Here is a 23,910-nt window from a genome sequence, read left to right on the forward strand (position 1 = left end):
CGCGCCGCGAGCCGTGCCGATGTCCTTTGCCTGCTGTCGTTTTCGTCCTGTCGCCACGACCGACGCGCGTCTGTGCGCGCATGGAGCGAGGACGGCATGAGCATCCGTCAGCTGCCCGAGATCCTGATCAACCAGATCGCCGCCGGCGAAGTGGTCGAGCGTCCGGCCTCTGTCGTCAAGGAACTGGTGGAGAACGCGCTGGACGCCGGTGCGCACCGCGTCGACATCGATCTGGAAGAAGGCGGCGTGCGCCTGATCCGCATCCGCGACGACGGTGGCGGCATCGCGCCCGAGGAACTGCCGCTAGCCATCTCGCGGCACGCGACCAGCAAGATCGCCTCGCTGGACGACCTGGAATCGGTGGGCACGCTGGGGTTCCGCGGCGAGGCGTTGCCGTCGATCGCCTCGGTCAGCCGCTTCACCCTGGCCTCGCGCCGATCCGGAGACGAACACGGCGCTGCCCTGCAGGTCGACGGCGGCAAGGTCGGCGAGGTGCAGCCGCGTGCGTTGCCGCCGGGCACCCTGGTCGAGGTCCGCGAGCTGTTCTACAACGTGCCGGCGCGGCGCAAGTTCCTGCGCGCCGAACGCACCGAACTGGGCCACATCGAGGAGTGGCTGCGCTCGCTGGCGCTGGCGCGCCCGGACGTGGAGCTGCGCGTCTCGCACAACGGCAAGCCGTCGCGGCGCTACAAGCCGGGCGATCTGTACTCGGACGCGCGCCTGGGCGAGACCCTGGGCGAAGACTTCGCAAAGCAGGCACTGCGCGTGGACCACAGCGGTGCCGGCCTGCGCCTGCATGGCTGGATCGCGCAGCCGCATTACTCGCGCGCCAGTGCCGACCAGCAATACCTCTACGTCAACGGCCGCTCGGTGCGCGATCGCAGCGTCGCCCACGCGGTGAAGATGGCCTACGGCGACGTGCTGTTCCATGGCCGCCAGCCGGCCTATGTGCTGTTCCTGGAACTGGAGCCGGCGCGGGTCGACGTCAACGTGCATCCGGCCAAGCACGAGGTGCGCTTCCGCGACGCGCGGCTGATCCACGATTTCGTCTATCGCACGCTGCAGGACGCGCTGGCGCAGACCCGTGCCGGCAGCCTGCCGGGCACGCTCGGTGCCGAAGCGACGACCGCGGTGCCTGCCGCGGGCACCGCAGCCTGGGCGCCCGCCGGCCTGCCGAGCGGCGGCAGTGGCGCGGGCGGCGGCGGGCAGGGTTATGGTTACGGCGCGCAGTGGCGCCCGGCGCAATCGCCGTTGGGTTTGCGCGTGGAAGAGGCGCCTGCAGCGTACGCGGCGCTGTACGCGCCCACCGCCGACGCGGGAAGCGCCGCCGGCCTGCCGCGGCAGACCCAGGACCTGGCGGGCGGCCTGCCGCCGACTGCCGCCGACAGCGGCGTGCCGCCGCTCGGCTACGCGATCGCGCAATTGCACGGCATCTACATCCTGGCCGAGAACGCCGACGGCCTGATCGTGGTCGACATGCACGCCGCGCACGAGCGCATCGGCTACGAGCGTTTGAAGACCGCGCACGATGGCATCGGCCTGCATGCGCAGCCGTTGCTGGTGCCGATCACCCTGGCAGTCGGCGAACGCGATGCCGACACCGCCGAGCGCGAGGCGGAGACGCTGGCCGCGCTCGGGTTCGAGATCACCCGCAGCGGACCGCAATCGCTGCACGTGCGCAGCATTCCCGCACTGCTGGCGCAGGCCGAGCCGGAGGCCTTGCTGCGCGACGTGCTGACCGACCTGCGCGAACACGGCCACAGCGGTCGTGTCGCCGGCGCGCGCGATGCGCTGCTGTCGACCATGGCCTGCCACGGCGCGGTGCGCGCCAACCGCCGCCTCACCATTCCGGAAATGAACGCACTGCTGCGCGACATGGAAGCCACCGAGCGCTCCGGACAATGCAATCATGGGCGTCCGACCTGGGCACGGTTCACCCTGGGCGAGATCGATCGTTGGTTCCTGCGGGGGCGGTGATGGACAAGCGGATGTGGACGGCAGCGCTGCTGGCGGCGCTCGTCGCCTTGGGTGGTTGCGGCAAGCAGGCGCCGGCACCGGCCGCGCCGAAGGCGATGGACGCACGGTTCGTTGCGGACGAACAAGCCTGGCGTGCGCAGCGCCAGCGCGAACTGCAGGCGCCGGACGGCTGGACCAGCCTGGTCGGCCTGCACTGGCTGGAATTGAAGGAGCACTACATCGGCAGCGGCCCGGACAGCGGCATCCGCCTGGCGGTGGGGCCGGCGAGGATGGCGCTGGTGTCGCAGGCGCAGCGCGAGGTGTACCTGACCCCCGAGCGCGGCGCCGCCCTCAGCGTCGCCGGCGCGCCGGTGCAGGGGCGGATCCGCGTGTACAGCGACCACGATCCGCAGCCAACGGTGATCGACTTCGACGACGGCAAGGGCAAGCTCAGCCTGATCGAACGTGGCGGTCGTTATGCGCTGCGGGTCAAGCACGCCGATGCGCCGACCCGGCTCGGTTTCGCAGGCGTGCCGTACTGGCCGCTGGCCGAATCCTGGCGCGTGCGCGGGCGTTTCGTGCCCAATCCACCGGGCACGACCCTGCCCATCGTCGACATCATCGGCGTCACCACGCCATCGCCGAATCCCGGTGCGCTGGAGTTCGAGCGCGGCGGCAAGCGCTACCGCCTGCAGGCGATCGGCGAACCCGGCCAGCCGCTGTTCGTGGTGTTCGCCGACCGCACCAGCGGTCACGGCAGCTACCCCGCCGGGCGCTTCCTGGACGTGGACCCGCCCGCGGCCGACGGCAGCGTGGTGCTGGATTTCAACCGCGCCTACGACCCGCCGTGCGCGTTCACCCCGTTTGCCACCTGTCCGTTGCCGCCGCCGGAGAACCGCCTCGACCTGGCGGTGGATGCCGGCGAGAAGGCCTACGCCGCCGCCCATTGACCCGAGGATGCCGATGACCCCGTTCCCGCGCCTGTTGCGCCGCCTGCTGCTGGGCCTGTCGCTGTGCCTGGTGCTGCCGGCACTGGCCCGCACGCCGCCGCCGGTGGCCGCGACGCCTGTCGCGCCCGTCGCCGCAGCGCCCACGGTGGTGCCGCCCACGCCGCTGTTGTGGAAGGTCAGCGGCCCGCGCGGCACGCTGTACCTGCTGGGCTCGTTCCACATGCTCAAGGCCGACGACTATCCGCTGGCGCGCGAAGTCGATGCGGCCTACGCGGCGTCGCCGCGGTTGCTGTTCGAACTGGCGCCGAAGGACGTGGATGCGCCGCAGCTGGGTGCGCAGATGCTGCAGGCGGCGCAACGCCACGACGGCAAGCGGCTGCAGGACGATCTGGACCCGGCGACCTGGGAGCGGCTGCGCCGCTATGCCGCCGGCCACGGCCTGCCGCTGGCGCAGATGAGCGGCTTCGAGCCGTGGTTCGTCGGCCTCAGCATCAGCATCGCCGACATGAAGGCGCAGGGCCTGGAGGCCGATGCCGGGCTGGATCGTCATTTCATGACACTGGCCTTGCAGGACGGCAAGAGTGCCGAGGGCCTGGAGACCGCGCAGGCGCAGATCGACCTGCTCGACGGCATGGACCCGGTGGAGCAGAAGCAGATGCTGACCGAGGCGCTGGACGACGCCGAGCAGGGCGCGGCGCAGACCCTGCGCCTGCACGATGCCTGGCGCCGCGGCGACGAGCGCCAGCTGTGGCAGGAGATCGGCGCGCAGATGAAGCGCGACTACCCGCGGCTGTACCAGCGCATCGACGTGGAGCGCAACCAGGCCTGGCTGCCGCGCCTGGAGCAGCGCCTGAAGGACGGCGGCGGCGACACCCTGGTGGTGGTGGGTGCGCTGCACCTGCTCGGGCCGGACGGCGTGGTCGATGGCCTGCGTGCGCGTGGTTACAAGGTCGAGCGGATCTGCGGGAATTGCAAGCCGGCGAAGTCGCGCTGACACACGCCTGCGAGGCTTCGCCCGTACCCTCATCCGCCCCTTCGGGGCACCTTCCCCCCAAAAGGGGGCCGTGGTCCCAATGGGAGAAGGGAGAGGTTGGAGCCCCTCTCCCGCCGGGAGAGGGGTTGGGGTGAGGGTAAGGGCGCGAAGCGCTCCGTCGAATCAAATCCGCGAGGCTTCGCCCGTACCCTCATCCGCCCCTTCGGGGCACCTTCTCCCAACGGGAGAAGGGAGAAGCTGGAGCCCCTCTCCCATCGGGAGAGGGGTTGGGGTGAGGGTAGGGGCGCGAAGCGCCCCGCCGAACCTCACCCGGCCGCAATCCTCAGCGCGGACGCGACTTCGGTGCGGCGCCCGCCGGCGGTTCGCCAGGCTTGCCGGTGCCCGCGCCAGCGGCCGGGCGGCCGAAGCCGGCGCCGAGGTTGCGCTGGAATTCCTGCCACAGCTCCAGGTTGCGCTCGGTGAGCTGGTTCATCATGGTCCACGGGGTCTGCCCCAGCAGATTGCCCATCTGCTGGCGGAACTGCTGCTGCTGGTCGAGGAACACCTGCATGCTGCGCTCCAGATAGTTGCCCATGAAGCCCTGCAGCGAGTCGCCGTAGAAGCGGATGATCTGGCTGAGCAACTGCGTGGACAGCATCGGTTCGCCGTCCTGTTCCTGGTCGGCGATGATCTGCAGCAGCACTGCGCGGCTGAGGTCTTCGCCGGTCTTGGCGTCGCGGACTTCGAATTCCTCGCCGTCGATGATCAGCTGGCGGACGTCTTCGATGGTGATGTAACTGGAGATCTCGGTGTCGTAGAGGCGGCGATTGGGATACTTCTTGATGATGCGAATCTCAGCCATGAAGCGATCGCTCTGTGACGGTAGGCGCGCAGCATGGCGCAGCGCAGCAGGGCTTGCAACCGCCGAAAGTACCTGAACACGCGGGTGCAGCAAAAAAATCATGCTGCGCAGCATTCGCACCGCAGCAAAAGTCCACAGGCCGCCGTGGCGGCCAATGCGGGATAGCGTTACCTCGCGCGAATGCCGCCGCCTGAGCGATTCAGCCGCTCACCACCCCATGTGGTGGCCGCCGTTGATGTCCAGGTTCGAGCCGGTGATCCACGCGGCCTCTTCGGCGACCAGGAACGCCACGGCGTAGGCGATCTCCTCCGGCTTGCCGAGGCGCCCGGTGGGGATGTCGGCGGCGATCTTGGCGCGCACTTCCTCCGGCACCGCCATCACCATGTCGGTGGCGACATAGCCGGGCGAGACCGTGTTGACGGTGATGCCGTAGCTGGCGTTCTCGCGCGCCAGGGAAATGGTGAAGCCGTGCATGCCGGCCTTGGCCGCAGCGTAGTTGGCCTGGCCGTACTGGCCCTTGAGGCCGTTGATCGAACTGATCTGGATGACCCGCCCCCAACGCTTCTGGCGCATGCCCTCGATCACCGGGCGGGTGACGTTGAACACCGAGTTGAGGTTGGTGTTGATGACTTCGTGCCATTGCTCGGCGGTCATCTTGTGGAAGGTGGTGTCGCGGGTGATGCCGGCGTTGTTGACCAGGATCTCGACCGGGCCGAGTTGGCGTTCGACCTCACGCACCAGGGTCTGCGCGTGTTCGGGCGAGGCGACGTCGCCGGGGACGATGGCGACGTCGTGGCCACGTTCGCGCATGCGCTGCTGCCAGGCCAGGGCCTTGGCCTGGTCGCGGTAGTTGCTGGCCACGCGGTGGCCCTGCGCGGCCAGCCGCTCGCAGATTGCGGTGCCGATGCCGCCGGTGCCGCCGGTGACCAGCGCAACGCGTGATGTCATGGATGTCGCTCCGGATAGAAATGGTGGGAAAGGACGGCCGCGGCGCGGCCCAGGGTCCGATTCTAGTCAGCCTTGATGTCGCTGGGGATAGCTGGTGCGACCGGCGCCGCATCGTCCACGCGTCGGTCCTGCGCCGGCAACCGCGCCGGGTCGAAGGCGCGCAGCGCGGCGGCCAGCAGCGCCGGCACCGACCCGGCGCCGGCCAACGCTGCCGGCGGCTGGCCCAGCGTCGCCCAGGCCAGGCGCAGCGCCGGCAGCGGGTCGGCATCGTCCAGCGGCAGCGCCGCGTGCGACTTGGACAGCTTGCGGCCATCGGCGTCGAGCAGCAGCGGCAGGTGCAGGTAGCGCGGCGTGGGCAGGCCCAGCGCACGCTGCAGCAGGATCTGCCGTGGCGTGGAGTCCAGCAGGTCCGCGCCGCGCACCACGTCGGTGATGCCTTGCGCGGCATCGTCGACCACCACGGCCAGTTGGTAGGCCCAGCAGCCGTCGGCGCGCAGCAGCACCACATCGCCGACCTCGGCATGGACGTCCTGGGCCAGCCGGCCGCGCACCGCGTCGTCGAAGGCCACCACGCTGGCCGTACCGGGCGGCACGCGCAGACGGATGGCCGGCTGTGCGCGTGGCGCATCGGTGACGCAAGCGTGGTGCACGCCGCCCTGCGCCGCCAGGGCGCTGCGGCTGCAACTGCAGGGGAAGGCGAGGCCGGCCTGCAGCAGCCGCTGCAGGGCGTCGCGGTAGACCGGGTCGCGCTCGCGCTGCCGCAGCACCGGTCCGTCGGCCTCCAGGCCGCAGGCGCGCAGGCTCGCCAGTTGCCGCTCGGCGGCGCCGGGCACGCTGCGCGGGCGGTCCACGTCCTCGATGCGCAGCAGCCACTGGCCGCCGGCGTGGCGGGCGAGCAACCAACTGCCGAAGGCGGCGAGCAGCGAACCCAGGTGCAGCGGGCCGGTGGGCGAGGGCGCGAAGCGGCCGCGGTAGGGAGGCGGGGACATGGACAAGCTGAATCCTCGGTCAGGTGCGCGCTTGAATTCAAGCGGCCGACACCGCAGATTCGAGCCAATCCTTCCATTTGATCTGTGCGGAGCCCACGCTCACATGTTCAATCGTATCGTCCTGTTCCTCATCACCAACCTGGCGGTGCTGGTGCTGGCCGGCATTGTCATGTCCGTGTTCGGGGTCAACCCCAACCAGATGGGCGGCCTGCTGGTGATGGCCGCGATCTTCGGCTTCGGCGGCTCGCTGGTGTCGCTGCTGCTGTCCAAGTTCATGGCCAAGCGCGCCACCGGTGCGCAGGTGATCACCGAGCCGCGCAACCACACCGAGCGCTGGCTGCTGCAGACCGTGCAGCGCCAGGCGCAGGCCGCCGGCATCGGCATGCCCGAGGTTGCCGTGTACGACGGTCCGGAAATCAACGCCTTCGCCACCGGCGCCAACCGCAACAATGCGCTGGTCGCCGTTTCCACCGGCCTGCTGCAGAACATGACCGAGGACGAGGCCGAGGCGGTGCTGGGCCATGAGATCAGCCACATCGCCAATGGCGACATGGTGACCATGGCATTGCTGCAGGGCGTGCTCAACACCTTCGTGATCGTATTGGCGCGCGTGGTCGGCGGCGTGGTCGACAGCTACCTGTCCGGCAACCGCGACGGCCGCCGCGGCCTGGCCTACTACGCGATCGTGATGGTGCTGGAGCTGGTGTTCGGCCTGTTCGCGACGATGATCGCGATGTGGTTCTCGCGCTACCGCGAGTTCCGCGCCGACGCCGGCGGCGCCAGCCTGGCCGGCCGCGCCAAGATGATCGCGGCGCTGCAGCGGCTGGAACTCAACCATGGCCAGAGCACCTTGCCGTCGCAGGTGCAGGCCTTCGGCATCGCCGGTGGCCTGGGCCAGGGCCTGCGCAAGCTGTTCATGAGCCACCCGCCGCTGTCCGAGCGCATCGCCACCCTGCGCGCCTCGCACGTCAACGCGACGGTGAGCTGATAGTTCGCTAGATCGACATGCCGGCCGGCGGAGCGCAGGCTCCGCCGGCCGTTGCTTTTGCGACTCCCCAATCCCCAATCCCGAATCGCGGCCCCTCAGGCAAAATCGAACGTCATCCCCGGCGCCGCCAGGCCGACGAACTCGCCCTGCACGTAATCGACGCCGGCACTGAACAGCAGGCTCATCGAGGTGGCGTCGGAGACGAACTCGGCGATGGTGCGGATGCCGGCAGACTGCGCGCGCCCAGTGATCTCGCGGATCTTGTCCTGGTGTTCGCGGGTCTGGGTCAGGTCCTGGGTGAAGCCGCGGTCCAGCTTCAGGAACGAGGGCTGGAAGTGCGCCAGCAACTGGAACGAGTCCAGGCCGGAGCCGAACTGTTCCAGCCCGACCTTGCAGCCCAGGGCGGTGGCGTCGGCCAGGAACTGCTGCGCGTTGCGCAGGTGGGTGAACACCTTGGCCTCCGGCGTCTGCAGCCACAGGCGGTCGCCGGGCACGCCGTGCGTCTCCAGTTCGCGCCGGATCAGGTCGACCATCTGCGTGTCGGCGAAGGCTTCCGGGCTGACCTTGACCAGCAGGCTGGTGGCGTGGCCGGCGCGCTGGCGTTCGCCGATGACGGCGATCGCACGCGCGACCACCCAACGGTCGATCTCGGCAGTCAGGCCATGCTCGGCGGCGATGCCGAGGAAGGTCGACGGGCCGATCAGTTCGTCGTTGCGCTCCAGGCGCAGGTAGGCCTCGTACAGCTCGTGCTGGTCGCCCTGCAGGTTCAGCACCGGCTGGTAGTGCAGCAGGAAGCCGTCGCCGGCCAGGGCCTCGCGCAGGTGCTGCACCCAGCGCTGCACGCGCTCTTCCTCGAGTCGGTCGGCCGCGCCCGGGTCGAAGATCTTGCAGGCGTTACCGCCCAGTTCGACGGTCGCCTGCACGTTCTCGCTGGCGCGGGCCAGGACCTGGCCGACGCTGGCGATCTTCTCGCCGATCTGCACGCCGCCGATGCTGACGGTGACCGTGGCCGAGCGCTCGCCGACGCTGAACACCTGGCTGGCGTAGGCCTGCAGCAGGCGCTCGGCCAGCGCCGCGGTGCGTGCGTAGTCGCCTTCCAGCAGCAGCGCGAAGTTGTGCTCGCCGAAGCGCGCCGCCTGCACGTCGCCGTCGATGGCCGCGGCCAGGTGCTGGGCCAATGCGGCGACCAGCGCATCGGCCGAATCCAGGCCGATGTCGGCCAACAGGCGCGCGTAATGATCCGGCTCGACCAGCAGGAAGCCGTACTGGCCCTCGCCGCGGCCGACCTGGGCCACCGCGGTTTCCAGCGCCAGCATGAAGGTCGGGCGGTTGAGCAGACCGGTGACCTGGTCGCGCTGGCGCAGGTCCTCGACCTCGCGCGCCAGTTCCGGGTCGAACTCCTCGCGGCGGCGGAACACCACCTGCACGCAGGCCTCGCCCTCGTAGCTGGCGGTGGCGAATTCCATCGTCGCCGGAAAGCTGTCGCCTTCCAGGGTGCGCGCGTCCACCTGGTACTGCGCCGGCGGCGGCTCGCCCTTGCTTAGCGACTTCAGCAACTGCTTGAAACCTTCCACGTGTTGCGGGGCGACCATGTCCAGCAGCGACACGCCTTCGACGTCGTCGAACGACTCGAACCCGAACATCTCCATGTAGGCGTCGTTGGCGCGGATGTGCATGCCCTCGTGGATGTAGGCGATCGGATCGCGCGAGGAGGCGATCAGCGCGTCGCAGCGGCGCTCGGTCTCGCGCATCTGCGCCTCGATCCGGCGCAGGCCGCGCCGCGCCTGCAGGTCGGCCCAGGTGGTGCGGACCACGGCCAGCAAGTGCTCGGGCCGCTGCCGCAGCGCGATCGCGCGCGCGCCGCCGGCCACGGCCTCCAGCCATTCCTGTTCGTCGATGCGCTCGGCCAGCACGATGACCGGGATGTCCTTGCCGCTGGCGGCGACCCGTTGCAGCACCTGCGGCAGCGGGATCGACTGCGCCTGCGCGCTGAGCACCAGGTCGATCGGCTGTGCGGTCAGCATCGCCGACAACTCCTCGGCGTGCTGCGGCCGCGACGGGCGCACCGCGATGCCGCTGTTGCGCAGGCTGCTGACGATCGCCTCGGCGTCTTCGCCGCTGTCGTCGACGATCATCAGGCGGAGGGTGATGTCTTTGCCTGTGTGCATGAAGCCTCCCGGGGACGGGGTTTAATACACGATGGCCGCTGTCGCGTCCATGTTGTTCGGGAATGGGGAATCGGGAATGGGGAGTCGCAAGAGCGGGCTGTCGTGTCTGAACGTTCGCGCTCGGACCGGGACGCGCGCGCAACAAGCGGTGTTTCGAGTCCCGATTCCCGATTCCCGATTCCCCATTCCCCATTCCCCATTCCCCGCCGCTAGGCCGCCAAACCAGCCGCATGGCCCGAGGCCCAGGCCCACTGGAAGTTGTAGCCGCCCAGCCAGCCGGTGACGTCGAGCACTTCGCCGACGAAGTACAGGCCGGGCACGCGCCGCGATTCCATGGTCGAGGACGACACCTGGTCGGTGTCCACGCCGCCCAGGGTGACTTCGGCGGTGCGGTAGCCCTCGGTGCCGCTGGCCACCAGCGGCCAGGCGCCGAGCAGCTCGGCGGCGGCGCGCAGCTGTGGCTCGTCCAGCTGGCGCACCGGCTTGTCCGGCAGCCACACCTCGCACAGGCGTTGTGCGAAGCGGCGCGGCAGTGCCTCGCCGAGTACCGTGCGCAACTCGGCGGCGCCGCGCAGGCGTTTCTGTTCGCGCAGCCAGGTCGCCGCGTCCTGCCCCGCCAACAGGTCCAGGCGCAGGTCGTCGCCCGGTTGCCAGTACGAGGAGATCTGCAGGATCGCCGGGCCGCTGACGCCGCGGTGGGTGATCAGCATGAAGTTGCGGAAGCGCGCACCGTTGCAGCTGGCCTCCACCGGCAGCGCCAGGCCGGACAGGTCGTGCAGGCGTTCCTGGTGCTTGCCGCTCAGGGTCAGCGGCACCAGCCCGGCGCGGGTCGGCAACACCGCGTGGCCGAACTGCCGCGCCAGCTCGTAGCCGAAGCCGCTGGCGCCGAGGCTGGGGATCGACAGGCCGCCGGTCGCCACCACCAGCGAGGCCGCATGCACCGGGCCATCGTCGGTGTCCAGGCGGAACCCCTCGCTGCCGCGTTCCACCGCGCGCACGCTGCAGTCGGTGCGCACCGTCACCCCCGCCGCGGCGCACTCGTCCACCAGCATGCGCACGATCTGCTTGGAGGAGATGTCGCAGAACAGCTGGCCCAGTTCCTTCTCGTGATAGGCGATGCCGTGGCGCTCGACCAGGTCGATGAAGTCGTTGGGGCGGTAGCGGGCCAGCGCCGATTTGCAGAAGTGCGGATTGGCGGACAGGAAGTTGCCAGGCCCGGTGCCGGTATTGGTGAAGTTGCAGCGGCCGCCGCCGGACATCAGGATCTTCTTGCCGACCTTGTTGGCATGGTCGATCACCCGCACCCGGCGCCCGCGCTGGCCGGCGGCGATCGCGCACATCAGCCCGGCGGCGCCGGCGCCGAGTACCACGACATCAGTGCGGAGGGGAGCGGTCCCGGCGCTCATGCCGCGGCTTTGCGCACCGTGGGGGTGAAGGCGAAGCTGCCGCTGTCGCCCAGCCACTGCACCTCGCCGTCCTGGATCACCACGTCGAAGCGCATGCTGCGCTGGATCAGCTCGGCCGCCGCAGCGACGGCGTCGGCCGGCAAGTCGATCACCTGTACCGGCTTGAGCTTGATCAGCGCGGACGCGTTCTTGTCCCACCAGATGTCCGCGGCGCGGCCGCCGTAGTTGGCCACCACCACCGAGCGCGCCCGGCCGCAGGCCTTGCGTACCCGCGATTCGTCGGGCTGGCCGACCTCGATCCATTGCTCGATCGCGCCGGTGTAGTCCATCCGCCACAGGTCGGGTTCGTCGTCGCTGCTCAGGCCCTTGCCGAACAGCAGGCGCTCCTCGGCGTACAGGGCGAAGGTCAGCAGGCGCGCCATCAGCCGCTGATCGGTTTCGGACGGGTGTTGCGCCAGGGTCAGCGAATGGGCGGCGTAGTAGCCGCGGTCCATGTCGGAAATCTGCAGCTCCGCCTTGCGGAGGGTGGCGGTGAGGGCCATGCGGCTACCGGGATCGAGGGCGCACTAGGATACGGTGTGGGGCCGCCGCTGGCCGGGGACTTGTGGGGGAGCGGGAGAATCGAGGCCGGGGGCGCGTGTCCGACCCGGGGGCCTGGCGGGGGCAGGGGGGAGCCACGGCCACCTCCGGCGTGGTCGCAGGCTCAGTCGCCGTTGTCCGGATCCTGGGCGGATTTGCGCAGTTTCCGCGGATCGGCAGGCGGATCGGCAGCGCTGGCGTTAACTTTAGGGTGGGGTTCAGCTTCCTTGTGGTGGATCCCGGTTTGTCTACACAAACATGTCGCTTTTTGATCACGACCCGCGTATGGTGGCCCCACTGTGTTTGCTAGAGTCACCGTGAATCGTGGCTTGGTGCAGTAGATCTCACGATCCACTTCATCGTTCCGCTCGCTTTACTAACGCCTGCAACTCAGTCTCGGCCTCGATTTCCGATGGCTGCGATTTCTTCAATTCAATGTTTCAGGAGTTAGCAAATGTCTGAGCGTCAGAACGGTACCGTGAAGTGGTTCAACGATGCCAAGGGCTTCGGCTTCATCACCCCGGAAAGCGGCCCGGACCTGTTCGTGCATTTCCGCGCGATCCAGGGCACCGGCTTCAAGTCGCTGCAGGAAGGCCAGAAGGTGACCTTCGTCGCCGTGCAGGGCCAGAAGGGTATGCAGGCTGACCAGGTGCAGGCCGTCTAAGGACGTCTGCCACCGCAAGGTGCCGAACGCCGGGAGCGCAAGCTTCCGGCGTTTTTGTTTGGGTGTTTCTTTTTTCGGGCAGCGAACTTCCGCTGATCGCGGCGCCGTCGCCATGGCGCCAGATGCAGCGACCATGCCCTGCATGCGCGGGTTCACACCTGCATCCGGCTACCATGGCGGCCCCCGAGCTCCGGAGCCGTCGCCATGATCACCGTGCATCACCTCAACCAGTCCCGGTCGCAGCGCGTGCTGTGGTTGCTGGAGGAACTGGCGCTGCCGTACCAGGTGATCAAGTACCAGCGCGATTCCAAGACCATGCTGGCGCCGCCGGAGCTGCGCGCGATCCATCCGCTGGGCAAGTCGCCGGTGCTGGTGGACGACGGTCACGTCCTCGCCGAGTCCGGGGCCATCCTCGACTATCTGGTGGACCGCTACGACACCGGCAGCACGCTGTCGCCGGCGCCGCAGCCGCTGGATTCGCCCGAGCGCCTGCGCTACCGCTACTGGATGCACTACGCCGAGGGGTCGGCGATGCCGCCGCTGCTGATGAGCCTGGTATTCGGGCGGATCCGCTCGGCGAAGATGCCGTTCTTCGCGCGGCCGATCGCCAAGGCCATCGTCGACAAGGCGATGCATGGTTTCGTCGGTCCGCAGGTGCGTCTGCACCTGGACTGGATGGAGCGCGAACTGGCCGAGACCGGCTGGTTCGCCGGCGACCGCTTCACCGCCGCGGACGTGCAGATGAGCTTCCCGGTGCAGGCCGCCGCGGCGCGCATCGGCCTGCAGACGCATCCGAACCTGGCCGGGTTCGTGCAGCGGATCGAGCAGCGCCCCGCCTATCAGCGCGCGCTGCAGCAGGGTGGTCCATTCGAACTGCTCGGCAGCGCGGACGGCTGAGTTCCGTCCGCGTCATCCGGGTCAACGGGCGGCGGGACGTGCCCGGCAGGCACGCACGAAGGCGATGCTGTCGGCCATGACCGGCAGCGCCGGGTCGTCCTTGCGCAGCGCCAGCACCAGGCGCATGTGGCCGACGCCGGGATAGGTCTTCAGTTCGGCCGGTACCCCGGCGCGCTGCAGCGCGGCCTGCAGCGACTGGCTGTTGTGCGGCTCCACCACGGTGTCGGCGTCGCCGTGCAGCAGCAGCGCCGGCGGCTCGTCGCCGTCGACGAAGTTCACCGGCTGCGAGCGCCGCTGTTGCGCCGGGTCCTGGCCGAACATGCCGATCAGGTCCGGATCGGTCAGCGGCAGGAAGTCGTAGGGGCCGGCCAGCCCGACCAGGCCGCACAGTTGCCGCGGCGACAGGCCCTGCGCCTGCAGCCAATGACCGTCGGTGGCCAGCAGCGCGGCGATGTGCGCACCGGCGGAGTGGCCCATCAGCACCAGCCGTTGCGGATCGCCGCCGTAGTCGGCGGCATGGCGCCGGCTCCAGGCCACCGCCGTGGCGGCATCGCGCATGAAGCCGTCCAGGGTCACCTGCGGATACTTGCGGTAGTCCGGCACGATCGCGACCACGCCGTGCCGCGCCAGCGCTTCGCCGGCCCAGCGGTAGTTCTGGCGGTCGCCGGTCTTCCAGGTACCGCCGTGGAAGAACACCACCACCGGCGCGTGCTCCACCCCGGCGGGGCGGTACACGTCCAGTGCCAGGCCATGCGCCGCGTCGTAGACGATCCCACGTTGCTCGTGGAGGCCATGCCGCGAGGAACTGGCGTTGAGGCCGCCGAAGAACAGGCTGCTGCAGGCCGAGACCAGCAGCGAGGAGAGGGCGATCAGGGCGTTGCGGGGCCAGCGGGGCGAAGACGGTCGGTCGGACATGGGCGATCCCTGAGAGGAGCGCGGAGCATGCCGGATGCCCATGTCGGCGGCGAGTGGAGGTGGGGCGGGGAGTGGGGATTGGTCAAAGCGGGGGTTACTGCGCGTACGCTGGGTTCGCGGTGGTCGGACCCTCACCCCAACCCCTCTCCCGGGGGGAGAGGGGCTTTTCGGGCTCTCGCGATACCTGGCGTGCACTGGATGCTCACCTCGCGGACTTTCCAATGAAGCCCGCGACTTCTACGCTCTTGCCCATGCCTTCCTTGCGTTTCGACAATCGCTTCGTCGCCGAGCTGCCTGGCGACCCGGAAACCGGTCCGCGGCGCCGCGAGGTGCTGGGCGCGCTGTGGTCGCCGGTCGAGCCGACGCCGGTCGCGGCGCCGCGGCTGCTGGCGTATTCGCCGGAGGTGGCCGCCTTGCTCGGGCTGTCCGAGCAGGAGGTGCGGGCGCCGGAGTTCGCCGCGGTGTTCGCCGGCAATGCGCGCTATCCGGGCATGCAGCCCTATGCTGCGAACTATGGGGGGCATCAGTTCGGGCATTGGGCCGGACAACTCGGCGACGGCCGCGCGATCTCGCTGGGCGAGGCATTGGGGGTGGACGGGCGGCGCTGGGAGCTGCAGCTCAAGGGCGCCGGGCCCACGCCGTATTCGCGCGGTGCCGATGGCCGCGCCGTGCTGCGCTCGTCGATCCGCGAGTTCCTGTGCAGCGAGGCCATGCATCACCTGGGCGTGCCGACCACACGTGCGCTGAGCCTGGTCGGCACCGGCGAGACGGTGGTGCGCGACATGTTCTACGACGGCCACCCGCGCGCCGAACCGGGCGCGGTGGTGTGCCGGGTGGCGCCGTCGTTCGTGCGCTTCGGCAGTTTCGAACTGCCGGCCGCGCGCGGCGACACCGCCTTGCTGCGGCGCCTGGCCGATCTGGTGATCGCACGCGATTTCCCGGCGCTGTCCGGCACCGGTGGCGCACGCGATGCGGCCTGGTTCGCCGAGATCTGTGCGCGCACCGCACGCATGGTGGCGCACTGGATGCGGGTCGGCTTCGTGCACGGGGTGATGAACACCGACAACATGTCGATCCTGGGCCTGACCATCGACTACGGCCCCTACGGCTGGGTCGACGACTACGACCCGGACTGGACGCCCAACACCACCGATGCGCAGGGGCGCCGCTACCGCTTCGGTACGCAGCCGCAGGTCGCGTACTGGAACCTGGGTCGGCTGGCGCAGGCGCTGGCGCCGCTGTTCGACGACGTCGCGCCACTGCACGACGGCCTGGAGCGGTTCCGTGCGGAGTATGCGCAGGCCGAGCGCGACAACATCGCGGCCAAGCTCGGCCTGGCGGCCTGCGGCGACGCCGATGTGGCGCTGATGCGCGACCTGCTGGATCTGCTGCAGCAGGGCGAGGTCGACATGACCCAGTGGTTCCGTGGCTTGAGCGCATTGCCGCTGCCGCCGTGGACGCCGGCGCAGGCGCTGACGGCGCTGGCCGACGCGTTCTACGACCCGGACAAGCTGGCGGCGCAGGCGCCGACGTTCGAGGCCTGGCTGGCCCGCTATGCGCAGCGCCTGCGGCAGGATCCGCTGCCCGCCGCCGTGCGTGCGGAGCAGATGCGCGCGGCCAATCCGCGCTACGTGCTGCGCAACTACCTGGCGCAACAGGCGATCGACCGCGCCGAGCAGGGCGACACCGGCGGCATCGACGAGCTGCTGGAGGTGATGCGGCATCCGTACGACGAGCAGCCCGGGCGCGAGGCCTTCGCGGCGAAGCGTCCGGACTGGGCGCGCAGCCGGGCTGGCTGTTCGATGCTGTCGTGCAGTTCCTGAGCGGGGCCGGCGCGTGCGCTCAGGGCGCGGTCGCGCCGCGATAGCGCCAGGCGGCCAGGAAGGTCGCCACCACTTCCTCCGCCAGCGCCTGCTGCGCGGCCGCGTCCGGCGCCTGTCCGTTGAGCATCGCGCCGGGATAGGCATAGCCGAAGGTGGCGCCGATGAACGCGGTGGCGGCGAGGGTGGGGCGTGCGACCTGCACGTCGCCGCGCGCGTGCAGGGTCTGCAGCAAGGCGCTCAGGCGCTCGCGCAGGCGGCCGGCGCGGCGCTGGTGCAGCGACTGCAGCAGGTCCGGCATCTGCGCGCTGGCCTGCACCAGCAGGCGATGCAGGCGCAAGGCGTCGGGCGCGTACAGGTGCGCCGGCACGGTCAGCGCGATCTGCCGCAGGGTCGCGGGCAGGTCCTGCGCGGTGGCGCTGCCGATGTTTTCGAAGCGCGCCTGCAGTTCCTCGTTCAAGGCCTCGAACACCTGCATCAGCAGCTCGGCCTTGCTGGAAAAATGGTTGTACAGGCTCTGCCGGGTGAGTCCGGCCTGGCTGGCGATCTGTTCCAGCGACACGTCCAGCCCGTGTTCCAGCAGCAGGGTGCGTGCCGCTGCCAGCAGGCGTGGCCGCGCCAGTGCCGGCCGTCCACGCGGGCGCGCGGGGACGCCCGTTGTCGCCGGCTCGGCCGTCGCCGTCGCAGTTTGCGCATCCTGGCGGCGAAGGGTTGTGCTTCCCTTCATGATTGTTTTTTTGTCTTTGAGTAAATTAAATGATCCTCCCCGCCGTCCCCAGGATCAAGCGCATGCCCGCGCCTTTCGTCCAGCGCCGCCGCGCGCTGCCGTTGCTGCTGTCCGTCGTCGTGCTCGCGTTCGCCGGCTGCAAGGGGGGAGGCAAGGCCCCGGCGCCGGCAGCGAAGACGGTGGAGGTGGTGACCCTGCAGCCGCAGAGCGTGCCGCTGAGCGTGGAACTGGCCGGGCGTACCGTGGCCTCGGAAGAATCGGAGGTGCGGCCGCAGGTCAGCGGCATCCTGCGCCAGCGGCTGTTCGAGGAGGGCGCCACGGTGCGGGCCGGGCAGCCGCTGTTCCAGATCGAGCCGACCCTGTACCAGGCCGCGGCCAACCAGGCGCAGGCCAACCTGGCCACCGCCGAGGCCACGCTCGCCGCCGCCACGCTGCGCGCCGAGCGTTACCGCACCCTGGGCAAGACCCGGCTGGCCGCGCAGCAGGACGTGGACGATGCGCAGGCCGCCTACAAGCAGGCGCTGGCCAGCCGCGACGCGCAACGCGCGGCGCTGGACACCGCGCGCACGCAGCTGCGCTTCGCCACGGTGCTGGCGCCGATCGGCGGGCGCATCGGCCGCGCGCGGGTGACCCCCGGCGCGCTGGTCACCGCCAATCAGACCGATGCCATCGCCAAGATCCAGCAACTGGATCCGATGAACGTGGACATCACCCAGTCCGGCAATCAGTTCCTGGCGCTGCGTCGGGCGATTGCCGCCGGCGGCGTGCAGCCGGCCAGCACGCAGGTACGGCTGACCCTGTCCGACGGTACTGCGTATCCGCTGCCGGGCACGCTGGAGTTCGCCGACCTCGACGTGGAGGAGACCACTGGTGCGGTGACCCTGCGCGCGCGTTTCCCCAATCCCGATGCGCAACTGTTGCCGGGCATGTATGTGCGCGCGCTGGTCGGGCAGGGCGTGCGCCAGCAGGCGCTGCTGGTGCCGCAGGCGGCGGTGGACCGCACCCCGCGCGGCGAGGCGGTGGCCTGGGTGGTGGGCGCCGACGACGTGGTGCGCCAGCGCGAGTTCACCACGCTGCGCGCGGTCGGCGACCGCTGGCTGGTCGGCGATGGCCTCAAGCCCGGCGAGCGGGTGGTGGTGGCGGGCCGGCAAGGCCTCAGCGACGGTGCCAAGGTGACGGTGAAGACCGCCGCCGCCGCGGCCGCGCCTGCCGCCGGCCAGGGCTGAGCCGGCATGCTGCCGCGTTTCTTCATCCACCGCCCGATCTTCGCCTGGGTCCTGGCCATCTGCATCATGGCCGCCGGCGCCATCGCCGTGTTCACCCTGCCGATCGAGCAGTACCCGGACATCGCGCCGCCCTCGGTCAACGTCACCGCCACCTACAACGGCGCCTCGGCGCAGACCGTGGAGGACAGCGTCACCCAGGTGATCGAACAGCAGATCAAGGGCATCGACCACCTGCTGTACTTCTCCTCGACCAGTTCCTCGTCGGGGCAGGCGCGGATCAGCATCACCTTCGACCAGGCGGCCAACCCGGACATCGCCCAGGTGCAGGTGCAGAACGCGGTCAACCAGGCGCTCAACCGGCTGCCGCAGGAAGTGCAGCAGCAGGGCGTGACCGTGGCCAAGTCGCAGGGCGACAGCCTGATGGCGGTGGCGATCTACGACCGCACCGACCGCATGGACAACGTCGACATCTCCGACTACTTGGTCAGCACCCTGCAGGACCCGATCAGCCGCATCAACGGCGTCGGAGAGATCAACGTGTTCGGCGCGCAGTACGCGATGCGGGTCTGGCTGGACCCGCACAAGCTCAACGCCTACCAACTGATGCCCGGCGACGTGCGCAGCGCGATCCTGGCGCAGAACACCCAGGTCACCGCCGGCGAACTCGGCGCGCTGCCCACCGGCGCCGAGCAGGAACTCAACGCCACGGTCACCGCGCAGTCGCGGCTGCAGACGCCCGAGCAGTTCCGGCAGATCATCCTGGCCACGCGCGCGGACGGTTCCAGCGTGCGCCTGGGCGATGTGGCGCGGGTGGAGATCGGCGCGGAGAACTACCAGAACAACGCCACGCTCAACGGTCACCCGGCGTCCGGCTTCTCGGTGACGCTGTCCGCCGGCGCCAATGCGATCGCCACCTCCGACGCGATCCACGCCACCATCGAACGGCTCAAGCCGACCTTCCCGCCGGGCCTGGACGTGGCCTATCCGCGCGACAGCACGCCGTTCGTGCGCATTTCGATCGAGAACGTGGTGCACACACTGGCCGAGGCCATCGTGCTGGTGGTGGTGGTGATGTTCCTGTTCCTGCAGAACGCGCGCGCCACGCTGATCCCCGCGATCACCGTGCCGGTGGTGCTGCTGGGCACCTTCGGCATCCTCGCCGCGGCAGGCTTCACCATCAACACGCTGACCCTGTTCGCGATGGTGCTGGCGATCGGCCTGCTGGTCGACGACGCCATCGTGGTGGTGGAGAACGTCGAGCGGATCATGCATGAGGAACACCTGCCGCCGCGCGAGGCCACCGAGCGCTCGATGGGCGAGATCACCGGTGCGCTGATCGGCATCACCGTGGTGCTGGGCGCGGTGTTCCTGCCGATGGCGTTCTTCGGCGGCTCCACCGGCATCATCTACCGGCAGTTCTCCATCACCATCGCCTCGGCGATGGCGCTGTCGGCGCTGGTCGCGCTGACCCTGACCCCGGCGCTGTGCGCGACCCTGCTCAAGCCGGTGGAGCAGGAGCGCAAGCTCGGCCGTTTCTTCCAGTGGTTCAACCGCAGCGTCGAGCGCGGCCAGCAGGCCTACCAGCGCCGCCTCGGCACGGTGCTGCAGCGGCCGCGGCGCTGGATGGCGCTGTATGCGCTGGTAGCGCTGGCGATGGTGGTGCTGTACATGCGCATGCCGACCGGCTTCCTGCCGGTGGAGGACCAGGGCCAGGTGCAGATCCAGTTCACCACCCCGGAAGGCACGCCGCTGGCCAAGACCCAGGCGCTGGGCAAGCGCATCAGCGATTACTTCATGACCCACGAGAAGGCCAATCTCACCGCGATCTTCATGGTGGTCGGCCGCAACAACGCCGGCACCGGGCAGAACGCCGGCCAGGCCTTCGTGGCGCTCACGCCGTGGGGCGAGCGCAACCGCGACAACACCGCACAGGCCATCATCGACCGCGCCAACGCGCATTTCCGCGGGGTCAGCGATGCCAAGATCAGCGTGCTGTCGCCGCCGGCGGTGCGCGGCCTGGGCCAGTCCAGCGGCTTCGAGCTGTGGATCCGCGACAGCGACGGCGCCGGCCGCGCGGCGCTGCTGAAGGCGCAGCAGCAGGTGCTCAAGGAGGCCGGCGACGATCCGCAGCTGACCGCGGTGCGGCTCAACGGCCTGGGCGACAAGGCGCAACTGCAGGTGGACATCGACCACGCCCAGGCCAGCGCGCTGGGCCTGGCGCAGAGCGACATCAACGCGACCCTGGCCACCGCCTGGGGCGGCAGCTACGTCAACGACTTCATCGACCGCGGCCGGGTCAAGCGCGTGTACGTGCAGGGCGATGCGCCGTACCGCGCGCTGCCGGAGGACATCGCGCAGTGGTACGTGCGCGGCAGCGGCGGGCAGATGGCGCCGTTCGCCAGTTTCGCCAGCACCCACTGGACCCGCGGCCCGCAGTTGCAGCAGCGCTTCAACGGCCTGCCGGCATCGCAGATCCAGGGCGGCGCGGCGGCCGGCAGCAGTTCCGGCGAGGCGATGCAGCGGATGCAGGCGCTGGTGGCCAAGCAGGAGGGCTTCGATCTGCAATGGAGCGGGCTGTCCTACCAGGAGCAGTTGTCCAGCAACCAGACGCTGTGGCTGTACACCGCCTCGATCCTGTTCATTTTCCTGTGCCTGGCGGCGCTGTACGAAAGCTGGTCGATCCCGGTGGCGGTGCTGCTGGTGATTCCGCTGGGTGTGGTCGGCACCGTGCTGGCGACCACCCTGGCCGGGTTCGTCAACGACATCTACTTCCAGGTCGGCCTGCTGACCACGATCGGCCTGTCGGCGAAGAACGCGATCCTGATCGTCGAATTCGCCGAGGCGCGGCAGCGTGCCGGGCGACCGTTGCTGGAAGCAACACTGGAAGGCGCGCGGCTGCGCCTGCGGCCGATCGTGATGACCTCGCTGGCGTTCGTCGCCGGTGTGTTGCCGCTGGCGCTGTCCACCGGCGCCGGCGCCTCCAGCCGCCGCGAGATCGGCGTGTGCGTGATCGGCGGCATGGTCACCGGCACCGTGCTGGCAGTGTTGCTGGTGCCGTTGTTCTTCGTGCTGGTGCGCGGCCTGTTTCGCGGGCCCGCGCGGCAGGACGCCAGCGCAGCGGCGGCGTAAGTCGTAGACCGACGAGGCGGCTCCGCGACGCGGTGCCGCCTTGCGACTAGACTTTGCGTTCCCCCACGGCATACGACTGTGCGATGAACGATTCCTCCTGCTGCGGCGCGCCCAGCGACGCACCGGCCCACTGGTCCGGCCGCATTCGCGATATCGCCGATTTCCCGAAGCCGGGCATCGTGTTCAAGGACATCACGCCGCTGCTGGCCGACGGCCCGGATTTCGCCTCGGCGCTGGACGAGATGGCGCGTCCGTGGCGCACCACGCCGCTGCAGGCGGTGCTGGGCATCGAGTCGCGCGGCTTCATCCTGGGCGCGGCGCTGGCGCACGAACTGCGTACGGGCTTCGTGCCGGTGCGCAAGCCAGGCAAGCTGCCGGGCAGGACGGTGACCCAGGAGTACGCGCTGGAGTACGGCAGCGACCGCATCGAAATGCACGCCGATGCGCTGCCGGCCGGTTCGCGCGTGCTGCTGGTCGATGACGTGCTCGCCACCGGCGGTACCTTGCGCGCGGCCCTGGCGTTGGCGCAGCAACTGGAACTGGAAGTGGTCGGCGCCGCGGTACTGGTGGAACTGCAGGCGCTGCGTGGACGCGATCGCTGGAGCGAGACCTTGCCGCTGCTGGCGACGCTGACGTACTGAGCAAGGCCACTGCTCCTGGCAGCGCAGGTGGCGCGGCCGGGGATCGACGCATTGGGCGCGGCCGCGGCGCACATGCGTCGTGGCGATCGCGCATGGCGCGGGCGACGCCTGACGCCGCAACCGCAGGCGCCGTGTCAGGTCGGGTAGATCACCGTTTCCAGGCTGGGGTCCGCATGCGCGGCGGCATGGCTTAGGTGGCCATCGAACGGACCGACCTTGCAGATCCGGCCGTCGTCGGCGAACACCAGCTGCAGTCCGTGTTCGGCTTCCCAGTCGCAGTTGCATTCCAGGCTGATGCGCAGGCGGCCGTCGCGGTAGCGGCGTAGATACGCCTCGCTGCCGAACTGCACGTGCGCCCACACCTCGGCGGGGTCGGCGATGTCCGGCGAAGGCCATCCGTATTTGGCGCACAGCGCCTGCGTGTGCCGGTAGTAGGCGAACACGTGCGGCGCCGCCGCGTCGAAGACCGCGGCATCGAGTTGCAGGAAGGTCTCGATGGCGGGCGCCGCGTCGACCGGAACGTCGCCAGCCTCGCAGCCCACCAGCACGAAGCAGCAACTGTCGCGCATCCACGGGACCGGCACCGCCTCGCTCCACAGGTTGCCGTCCTCGTCCGGTTGCAGCGACGCCAGGACCTGCTGCGTCGCGCTCACAGCTTGGCGACCCGGAACCGGCGGCCCTTGATCTTGCCGGCCTGCAGCTGCGCCAGCGCCTTGCCGGCATGGGCGCGGGCGATGGCGACGTAGGAGCGGGTGGCGTAAATCGCGATCTTGCCGATCGCCGCGCCGGACAGCCCGGCATCGCCGGTCAGTGCGCCGAGGATGTCGCCGGGGCGCAGCTTGTCGGTCTTGCCGCCGTCGATGCGCAGGGTGACCATTGCCGCCTGCGGCAACTGCGCCGGCCGTGCGGTGGCCAGCGGCGCGCGCGACCAGCGCAGCGGCTGGCCCTGCTCGGTTTCCAGCGCCTGCGCGCGCGCGGTCTCGCGCGGCGCCACCAGGCTCAGGGCCAGGCCGTGCTTGCCGGCGCGCGCGGTGCGGCCGATGCGGTGGCGGTAGGTCTCGGTGTCGGTCGGCAGTTCGTAGTTGATCACCGCCGCCAGGTCTTCCACGTCCAGCCCGCGCGCGGCCACGTCGCTGGCGACCAGCACGTTGCAGCTGCGGTTGACGAAGCGCACCAGCACCTCGTCGCGGTCGCGCTGTTCCATGTCGCCATGCAGCGCCAGCGCGGAGAAGCCGAACTGCTGCAGCGAGCCGGCGACCTCGTCGACCTCCTTGCGGGTGTTGCAGAACACCACGCTGGACTCGGGGGTGAAGCGCAGCAGCAGGCCGGCCACCGCCTTCTGTCGGTAGGTGGGGTCGACCTCGAAGAACTGCTGGTCGATCTCCGGCGCGCTGTCGGCGCCCTCGACGGTGATTTCCGCCGGTTCCTTGAGCAGGTCGCGCGCCAACGCGCGGATTTCCTCGGGAAAGGTGGCCGAGAACAGCAGGCTCTGCCGATGCTTGTCGCAGCGGCTGGCGATCTCGCGGATCGGCTCCTCGAAGCCCATGTCGAGCATGCGGTCGGCCTCGTCCAGCACCAGCGTGCGCACCCCGCCCAGGTGCAGCGCGCGTTTGCGCGCCAGTTCCTGGATGCGGCCGGGCGTGCCGACCACCACCTGCGGGTCGTGCGCCTCCAGCGAGGCCAGTTGCGGCGCCAGCGGCATGCCGCCGGTCAGCACCACCAGCTTCATGTTGGGAATGCCGGTGGCCAGCTTGCGCAACTGCTTGCCGACCTGGTCGGCCAGTTCGCGGGTCGGGCACAGCACCAGCGCCTGCGCACGGCTCATCGCCGGATCCAGCTTGTGCAGCAGGCCCAGGCCGAACGCCGCGGTCTTGCCGCTGCCGGTGGGCGCCTGCACGATGACGTCCTGGCCGGCCAGGATCGGCGGCAGGCTCTGCGCCTGCACCGGGGTCATGCGGGTGTAGCCGAGCGCGTCGATGCCGGGCGCGAGCGCCTGGGAAAGGGAGAGGGTGGCGAAATCGTTCATGCGGCATTTTAGCTGGTGGGGCCGGGACTCGGGACCCGGGACCCGG

20 protein-coding genes are annotated in these 23,910 nt (G+C 69.9%); 10 read left to right on the forward strand and 10 right to left on the reverse strand.

Going from position 1 to position 23,910, the window contains the following annotated elements:
- Positions 1–96 precede the first annotated feature (96 nt).
- Genes mutL through RAB70_RS11830 form a run of 3 tightly spaced genes read left to right on the forward strand, consistent with a single transcriptional unit; the run spans position 97 to position 3,900 of the window.
- Positions 97–1,977 (forward strand): DNA mismatch repair endonuclease MutL, encoded by a 1,881-nt coding sequence (gene mutL / locus RAB70_RS11820; protein ID WP_148829164.1) that lies wholly within the window; start codon positions 97–99, stop codon positions 1,975–1,977.
- On the forward strand, positions 1,977–2,906 hold the full coding sequence (locus RAB70_RS11825) for a DUF1684 domain-containing protein (protein ID WP_148829165.1): 930 nt from the start codon (positions 1,977–1,979) through the stop codon (positions 2,904–2,906). The genes mutL and RAB70_RS11825 overlap by 1 nt, the downstream gene beginning before the upstream one ends.
- 13 nt (positions 2,907–2,919) lie before the next feature.
- Positions 2,920–3,900 carry a TraB/GumN family protein gene (locus RAB70_RS11830; protein WP_148829166.1) on the forward strand — a complete coding sequence of 327 codons (981 nt, stop codon included), beginning with the start codon at positions 2,920–2,922 and terminating at the stop codon, positions 3,898–3,900.
- 322 nt (positions 3,901–4,222) lie between these two features.
- Here RAB70_RS11830 and phaR read toward each other — a convergent pair whose 3' ends face one another.
- The 3 genes from phaR to gluQRS form a co-directional block, all read right to left on the reverse strand.
- Entirely contained in the window at positions 4,223–4,741 is a 519-nt protein-coding gene (gene phaR, locus RAB70_RS11835) for a polyhydroxyalkanoate synthesis repressor PhaR (protein ID WP_017909334.1), read from the reverse strand.
- 207 nt (positions 4,742–4,948) lie between these two features.
- A complete protein-coding gene (locus RAB70_RS11840; protein ID WP_017909333.1) occupies positions 4,949–5,689 on the reverse strand; it encodes a beta-ketoacyl-ACP reductase in 741 nt (246 codons plus the stop codon).
- A 62-nt stretch (positions 5,690–5,751) separates the two neighbouring features.
- Positions 5,752–6,678, reverse strand: coding sequence for a tRNA glutamyl-Q(34) synthetase GluQRS (gluQRS, locus tag RAB70_RS11845; RefSeq protein WP_148830080.1), 927 nt, complete (start codon positions 6,676–6,678; stop codon positions 5,752–5,754).
- 103 nt (positions 6,679–6,781) lie between these two features.
- On the opposite strand from gluQRS, the gene htpX reads away from it, so the two are divergent.
- A complete protein-coding gene (htpX, locus tag RAB70_RS11850) occupies positions 6,782–7,666 on the forward strand; it encodes a protease HtpX (RefSeq protein WP_017909331.1) in 885 nt (294 codons plus the stop codon).
- 95 nt (positions 7,667–7,761) lie between these two features.
- On the opposite strand, the gene RAB70_RS11855 is transcribed toward htpX, so the two are convergent.
- From RAB70_RS11855 to RAB70_RS11865, 3 genes are all read right to left on the reverse strand, one after another.
- The gene (locus RAB70_RS11855; RefSeq protein WP_148830079.1) at positions 7,762–9,834 is read right to left on the reverse strand and encodes an EAL domain-containing protein; all 2,073 of its coding nucleotides are present in this window, start codon (positions 9,832–9,834) and stop codon (positions 7,762–7,764) included.
- 209 nt (positions 9,835–10,043) lie between these two features.
- On the reverse strand, positions 10,044–11,240 hold the full coding sequence (locus RAB70_RS11860; RefSeq protein ID WP_148830097.1) for an NAD(P)/FAD-dependent oxidoreductase: 1,197 nt from the start codon (positions 11,238–11,240) through the stop codon (positions 10,044–10,046).
- On the reverse strand, positions 11,237–11,782 hold the full coding sequence (locus RAB70_RS11865; RefSeq protein WP_017909328.1) for a YaeQ family protein: 546 nt from the start codon (positions 11,780–11,782) through the stop codon (positions 11,237–11,239). Before RAB70_RS11865 ends, RAB70_RS11860 begins: the two co-directional genes overlap by 4 nt.
- A 491-nt stretch (positions 11,783–12,273) precedes the next feature.
- Here RAB70_RS11865 and RAB70_RS11870 point away from each other — a divergent pair, with 491 nt between their 5' ends.
- The gene (locus RAB70_RS11870; RefSeq protein WP_017909327.1) at positions 12,274–12,483 is read left to right on the forward strand and encodes a cold-shock protein; all 210 of its coding nucleotides are present in this window, start codon (positions 12,274–12,276) and stop codon (positions 12,481–12,483) included.
- A gap of 204 nt (positions 12,484–12,687) precedes the next feature.
- Positions 12,688–13,380 carry a glutathione S-transferase family protein gene (locus RAB70_RS11875; RefSeq protein WP_148830098.1) on the forward strand — a complete coding sequence of 231 codons (693 nt, stop codon included), beginning with the start codon at positions 12,688–12,690 and terminating at the stop codon, positions 13,378–13,380.
- Between the two features lie 21 nt (positions 13,381–13,401).
- Here RAB70_RS11875 and RAB70_RS11880 read toward each other — a convergent pair whose 3' ends face one another.
- Positions 13,402–14,295 carry an alpha/beta hydrolase gene (locus tag RAB70_RS11880; RefSeq protein WP_148830622.1) on the reverse strand — a complete coding sequence of 298 codons (894 nt, stop codon included), beginning with the start codon at positions 14,293–14,295 and terminating at the stop codon, positions 13,402–13,404.
- A gap of 251 nt (positions 14,296–14,546) precedes the next feature.
- Here RAB70_RS11880 and RAB70_RS11885 point away from each other — a divergent pair, with 251 nt between their 5' ends.
- A complete protein-coding gene (locus RAB70_RS11885) occupies positions 14,547–16,118 on the forward strand; it encodes a YdiU family protein (protein ID WP_148829735.1) in 1,572 nt (523 codons plus the stop codon).
- Positions 16,119–16,137: 19 nt separating this feature from the next.
- Here the strand turns inward: RAB70_RS11885 and RAB70_RS11890 are convergent, their stop codons facing one another.
- The gene (locus tag RAB70_RS11890; protein WP_225851702.1) at positions 16,138–16,842 is read right to left on the reverse strand and encodes a TetR/AcrR family transcriptional regulator; all 705 of its coding nucleotides are present in this window, start codon (positions 16,840–16,842) and stop codon (positions 16,138–16,140) included.
- 62 nt (positions 16,843–16,904) lie between these two features.
- Between RAB70_RS11890 and RAB70_RS11895 the strand changes: the two genes are divergently transcribed.
- The 3 genes from RAB70_RS11895 (at position 16,905) to RAB70_RS11905 (ending at position 21,838) form a co-directional block, all read left to right on the forward strand.
- Complete coding sequence (locus RAB70_RS11895; protein ID WP_148829734.1) at positions 16,905–18,068, forward strand: efflux RND transporter periplasmic adaptor subunit; 1,164 nt, start codon at positions 16,905–16,907, stop codon at positions 18,066–18,068.
- 6 nt (positions 18,069–18,074) lie between these two features.
- Complete coding sequence (locus RAB70_RS11900; RefSeq protein ID WP_148829733.1) at positions 18,075–21,197, forward strand: efflux RND transporter permease subunit; 3,123 nt, start codon at positions 18,075–18,077, stop codon at positions 21,195–21,197.
- Positions 21,198–21,280: 83 nt separating this feature from the next.
- Positions 21,281–21,838 (forward strand): adenine phosphoribosyltransferase, encoded by a 558-nt coding sequence (locus tag RAB70_RS11905; RefSeq protein ID WP_017909319.1) that lies wholly within the window; start codon positions 21,281–21,283, stop codon positions 21,836–21,838.
- 134 nt (positions 21,839–21,972) lie between these two features.
- Here the strand turns inward: RAB70_RS11905 and RAB70_RS11910 are convergent, their stop codons facing one another.
- Together RAB70_RS11910 and dbpA are read right to left on the reverse strand one after the other, a co-directional pair.
- Positions 21,973–22,491, reverse strand: coding sequence for a DUF6985 domain-containing protein (locus tag RAB70_RS11910; RefSeq protein ID WP_148829732.1), 519 nt, complete (start codon positions 22,489–22,491; stop codon positions 21,973–21,975).
- A complete protein-coding gene (gene dbpA, locus RAB70_RS11915; RefSeq protein WP_148829731.1) occupies positions 22,488–23,864 on the reverse strand; it encodes an ATP-dependent RNA helicase DbpA in 1,377 nt (458 codons plus the stop codon). Before dbpA ends, RAB70_RS11910 begins: the two co-directional genes overlap by 4 nt.
- Between the last annotated feature and the right edge of the window lie 46 nt (positions 23,865–23,910).

The organism is Xanthomonas sontii (assembly GCF_040529055.1).
GTDB classification, from domain to species: domain Bacteria; phylum Pseudomonadota; class Gammaproteobacteria; order Xanthomonadales; family Xanthomonadaceae; genus Xanthomonas_A; species Xanthomonas_A sontii.